The following is a 4717-nucleotide window of genomic DNA, read 5'->3' as shown; positions in this document are numbered from 1 at the left end:
GTTCATCTTTCCTCCCCCGCGCCGACAGATCCTTTCACGCCGCACCGCCGTCAAAATAGCGGGGGAGGTGGCGCGAAGCGACGGAGGGGGGACCGATTCGGCGCTAAAATATCCCCCTCCGGCCCTGATGGGCCACCTCCCCCGCTGTTTCGGCGGCGTGCCAGTGTCATGATTTGAGCATCGCGGGGGAGGAAAGAATGATCTCGCTTGAACGTCCGATGCTCTAGGTCGCCGACGTTCGCTTGGAACCATGACTTTCTTCCCCCGAGGAGATCAAACCGTTGGGCCGCACATCAGTGCAATAGCGGGGGAATAAAGACGGAATTCGTGATCTCGCGGGACCGTCCGCCTTCAGTACCACTCCTTGACCCAGTTCTGCTTCGATTTCTTGGGCCGGCGGTAGCCGCTGTCGGCTTGGCGCGGCGGCAGTTCGATCTGCACCGGGCGAAGGTCCTTGTACGGAATTTGCCGCAAGAGGTGGGCGATGCAGTTGAGCCGCGCCTTCTTCTTGTTGTCGGCATTGACGACATACCAGGGCGTCAGCTGCTTGTCGGTGTGCTTCAGCATGGCGTCCTTGGCCTTGGAGTATTCGACCCAGCGCTCGCGGCTTTCGACGTCCATCGGCGACAGTTTCCAGCGCTTGATCGGGTTCTTCATGCGCTCGAGGAAGCGGCGTTCCTGCTCCTCGTCGTTGACGCTGAACCAGTACTTGATGAGGATGATGCCGGACCGCACCAGCATCTCTTCGAACAGCGGGCACGAGCGCAGGAATTCCTTGTACTCGTCCTTCGAGCAGAACCCCATGACGTGCTCGACGCCGGCGCGGTTGTACCAGGAGCGGTCGAACAGCACGATCTCGCCCTTGCCCGGAAGCTGCTCCACATAGCGTTGGAAATACCATTGGCCGCGTTCCTTTTCCGTCGGTGTCGCCAAGGCGACCACGCGGCACGAGCGCGGATTGAGGCATTCGGAAATGCGCTTGATGACGCCGCCCTTGCCGGCCGCGTCGCGTCCCTCAAAAATGACGACGACCTTCAGCCCCTGCAGCCGCACCCATTCCTGCAGTTTGAGCAGTTCGAATTGCAGCCGCGTCAGTTCTTCGATGTAGGAATACTTCTTCTTCGGCGGCTTGGGCGGCTTGGCGTCGCCGAGAATGTGCCAGTGCTTCTCGACCCTGGCCCGCTCCTTGGCGTTGCGCAAAAGCTCGCCGCCGAGGTGGAGATGATGGAGCTGGTGGTGGACGCTCATGCCGGGTCCCCTCAAATCGCGACGGCAGTGTGACGCATCGCCGCCAACGGTTCGTTAACGAAACGGGCGGGCGCTGGCAATATAGGCAGTTACGTAGACCGCGGACGAACGTCACGCCGCCAGTTTGCCGATCACCGAGAAGAAGCTGTCGACGTCCACCGGCTTGTGCAGCACGGCGCAGCGCGCGAGGTCGGTTTCGGTGAGGCCCATGTCACCCGTCATGATCACCGCCGGAATTTCGGCATTCAGCGTCTGGCGGACCTGGCGGATGACGTCGATGCCGTTGGCACCGGGCATGCGGTAGTCGCACAAGACCAGGCCCGGGTTGAGCCCGGAGTCCAGCATCGCCAGCGCGGCGTCGCGGCTCGATGCCATGTAGGTTTCGAAATCATACGATTGCAGCAGCATCTGCATCGCTTCGGCGACATCCTGGTCGTCGTCAATGAGCAGCACCACCGGCCGTTCGCTGGCGGCCGGCGCGGGTGTTGCGGGGGCGGTTACCGCCGGTGCGGCGGCGCGGCTTTCGGGCAGCTCGATGGTGAAGGACGAGCCGTAGCCGAGATCGGAGCGCACCGAAATGCGATGGCCGAGGGCGTCGGCAATCCGTTTGGCGATGGAAAGCCCGAGGCCGAGCCCCTTGCGCCGGTCGCGCGCCGGATTGGCGAGCTGGACGTGGTCCTGGAAAATGCTGTCGAGCGCCTCGCTCGGAATGCCGATGCCGGTGTCGGTGACCGAAATGCAGACCTTGCCGGCGACGGCCTCGCAGTAGATGCCGATCAGGCCCTTGTCGGTGTAGCGGATGGCGTTGGTGACGAAATTGGAGACGATGCGTTCGAGCAGCCTGGGGTCGCTGTGCACTGTCAGCGCGTTCGGCAGGCACGACAGGCGTAGGCCCTTTTCCTGGGCCTGATGCTGGGCGTTGGCGATGACGCGCTGCAGCAGTTCGCAGAGGTCGAAGTCGCGCAACTGCGGCTTGACGTGGCCGCTTTCGAGATCGGAAATATCGAGCAGCACGTCGAGGATGTCGCTCATCGCCTTCAACGGCAGACGCGCCTTGTCGCACAGCTCTTCGAGCTCATCGCTGCCGGTCCGGCGCGCCAGTACCGACAGATAAGCGAGCGAAGCCTGCAACGGCTGGCGCAGATCGTGGGAGGCGGCGGCAACGAACCATGATTTCTGGGCGTTGGCGCGGTCGGCCTCGTTCTTCAGCCGCTCGAGTTCGGCGGTGCGTTCGGCGACACGCTGTTCGAGCTCGATGTAGCTTTTCTTCAGCGCCAGTTCGGCGTTCTTGCGGGCGGTAAACAGTTCGCTGAACATCAGCATGCCGCCGACGCGACCGTCGCCGCTGCGCCACGGATGAAGTTCCCAGCGCAGCCAGTCGGTATGCCCGTCGGGACGTTCGAAATTATCCTCGTCCGATTTCAGCGTTTCGCCCGCCAGACAGCGGCGATGGATTTCTCGCCAGCGTTCGGGAACTTCGGGAAATACGTCGTAATGGCTGACGCCGTGAATGTCGCGCTCGGCAAGGCCGTAATCGGAAAGCCAGCGGTCGCTGACGATCAGATAGCGCATCTGGCGGTCGAACAGCGCGATGGCGGCCGGCGCATGCTTGAGGAACAGCTTGAAATGATCGTTGGTGCGGCGAAAGTCGAGTTCGGAGGCCTTCAGCCGCCGTTCGGTTTCCTCGATTGTGATGCGAAGCTGATCCTCGCGCGCCATGCGGACCGAAGCGTCGCGCGCACTGCAGATGATGAAGACTTCACCGTCCATCGCCAGGGGACCGACCGAAATCTCGACCGCGATCTCGGCACCGGATTTGATGCGCACCGGCACCGGCATGCCGTTCGCCGTCCTGTGGCGCGCCGGATTGGCGAAGAAGCTGTCGTGGAAGCGGCGATGGGGCAGCTGCATCCGTTCCGGCACCAGCATGGTCGATGGCCGGCCGACGAGTTCATGGCGGGTATAGCCGAGCAATTCGACCGCCGCATCGCTGACTTCGACGATGACGCCGTTGCGGTCGACCACGAACATCGCATCCGGAGACACGTTCAACGTGGCTCGTAGATGGTCTCGGTTCGTGTCCATCAAATCCCCTCACGGACGAAGACGAGACGTTCGCTCCGCCGCGGTTGCAACATAGTTAACCTAAGTGAAACATTTTCCCGCCCGGCCTCAACCGTGGGATGTACGTATGTCCGCCTCAGCGGCGCGCGACCCAGGCACGGGCCAGCGCGGCGAAGGCGGAAACATCAAGCCGCTCCGGTCTTTCGGTGGCCGGAATGCCGGCGTCGCCAAGCAGCGCTTCGGCATCAGGCGTGAGCGTCTTCAGGCTCTGGCGCAGCATCTTGCGACGCTGGCCGAAGGCGGCGGCGGTGACCTTTTCCAGCGCGGCAAGCTCGGCGGGCGCTACCGGTTCGGCCAGCGGCTCCAGGCGCACGATGGTGGAAACGATTTTCGGCGGCGGTACGAAGGCGCTGCGCGAGACGTCGAACAGCAGGCGGGCGCTGCAGCGCCACTGCGTCAACACCGACAAGCGGCCGTAATGCTCGGTCCCCGGTGCCGCCACGATGCGCTCGGCGACTTCGCGCTGGAACATCAGCGTCAGGCTGGCGAAGAACGGCGGCCACACCGGCGCCGTCAGCCATTTGATCAGAAGCGCGGTGCCGACATTGTAGGGCAGGTTGGCGGCGACCCGCACCGGCCCGGTGACGCCGTGCGCGGCCAGCAGCGCGGCCTCGTCGACTTTCATGGCGTCGTCGGAAACGACCGTCAGTTTTCCGGGATAGGCGGTGGCGATGTCGGCGAGGGCGGCGAGGCAGCGGTGGTCGCGTTCCACCGCAATCACCTTGGCGGCGCCCTCGGCGAGCAGGCCTCGCGTCAGTCCGCCGGGCCCCGGGCCCACTTCATAAACGACGGCACCTTCGCACGCGGCGGCACGGGCGATGCGGCGGGTGAGGTTGAGGTCGAACAGGAAGTTCTGGCCCAGCGACTTCTTGGCCATCAGATCGTGCGCCGCGATCACGTCGCGCAGCGGCGGCAGGGAGTCGATCTCGCTCATCTTTCCTCACCCGCGGAACGCAAATGGAAGCGCCGCACAGTTCGCAAAATAGCGGGGGAGGCGGCCCGCAAGGGCCGGAGGGGGGATTGTAGCGGCGAAGGCGTCAAACCGGTCCCCCCTCCGCTTCGCTTATGCTCAGCACCTCCCCCGCTACCCCAACAAGATGCGGCTCGCGAAGCGGAGCACCGCGGGGGAGGAAAGAGGGGGGTGCACTCACGCATTGGCGGCGCGGGCGTCGGCGATTTCGGCGGCCATCCGGATCGCTGCGATCATGCTGCGCGGATCGGCCCGGCCGCTGCCGGCGATCTCGAAGGCGGTGCCGTGGTCGGGCGAGGTACGCACGATCGGCAGGCCGAGGGTGACGTTGACCCCGTCCCAGAACGACAGCGTCTTGATCGGGATCAGCGCCTG

The 4717-nt window shown here is 64.3% G+C and carries 4 protein-coding genes; all 4 read right to left on the bottom strand.

Annotated elements, in window-relative coordinates; translation table 11 throughout:
• Positions 1–351: 351 nt before the first annotated feature.
• Positions 352–1248, bottom strand: a complete 897-nt coding sequence (gene ppk2, locus AC1P6P_RS03950; protein ID WP_481401135.1) for a polyphosphate kinase 2 — start codon at positions 1246–1248, stop codon at positions 352–354.
• A gap of 111 nt (positions 1249–1359) precedes the next feature.
• The gene (locus AC1P6P_RS03945) at positions 1360–3333 is read right to left on the bottom strand and encodes a PAS domain S-box protein (RefSeq protein WP_481401134.1); all 1974 of its coding nucleotides are present in this window, start codon (positions 3331–3333) and stop codon (positions 1360–1362) included.
• 115 nt (positions 3334–3448) lie between these two features.
• Positions 3449–4306 carry a 16S rRNA (adenine(1518)-N(6)/adenine(1519)-N(6))-dimethyltransferase RsmA gene (rsmA, locus tag AC1P6P_RS03940; protein WP_481401133.1) on the bottom strand — a complete coding sequence of 286 codons (858 nt, stop codon included), beginning with the start codon at positions 4304–4306 and terminating at the stop codon, positions 3449–3451.
• A gap of 213 nt (positions 4307–4519) precedes the next feature.
• Positions 4520–4717 (bottom strand): 4-hydroxythreonine-4-phosphate dehydrogenase PdxA (locus AC1P6P_RS03935; RefSeq protein WP_481401132.1); only part of this gene is annotated, 198 nt, incomplete at its 5' end.

The organism is Rhizomicrobium sp., assembly GCF_056722145.1.
This window is presented reverse-complemented; position numbering and strand designations above follow the sequence as displayed.

Coding starts and splice junctions, on each gene's coding strand:
- AC1P6P_RS03945 (WP_481401134.1), bottom strand. CDS start 3,333: ATGGACACGAACCGAGACCATCTACGAGCCACGTTGAACGTGTCTCCG.
- ppk2 (WP_481401135.1), bottom strand. CDS start 1,248: ATGAGCGTCCACCACCAGCTCCATCATCTCCACCTCGGCGGCGAGCTT.
- rsmA (WP_481401133.1), bottom strand. CDS start 4,306: ATGAGCGAGATCGACTCCCTGCCGCCGCTGCGCGACGTGATCGCGGCG.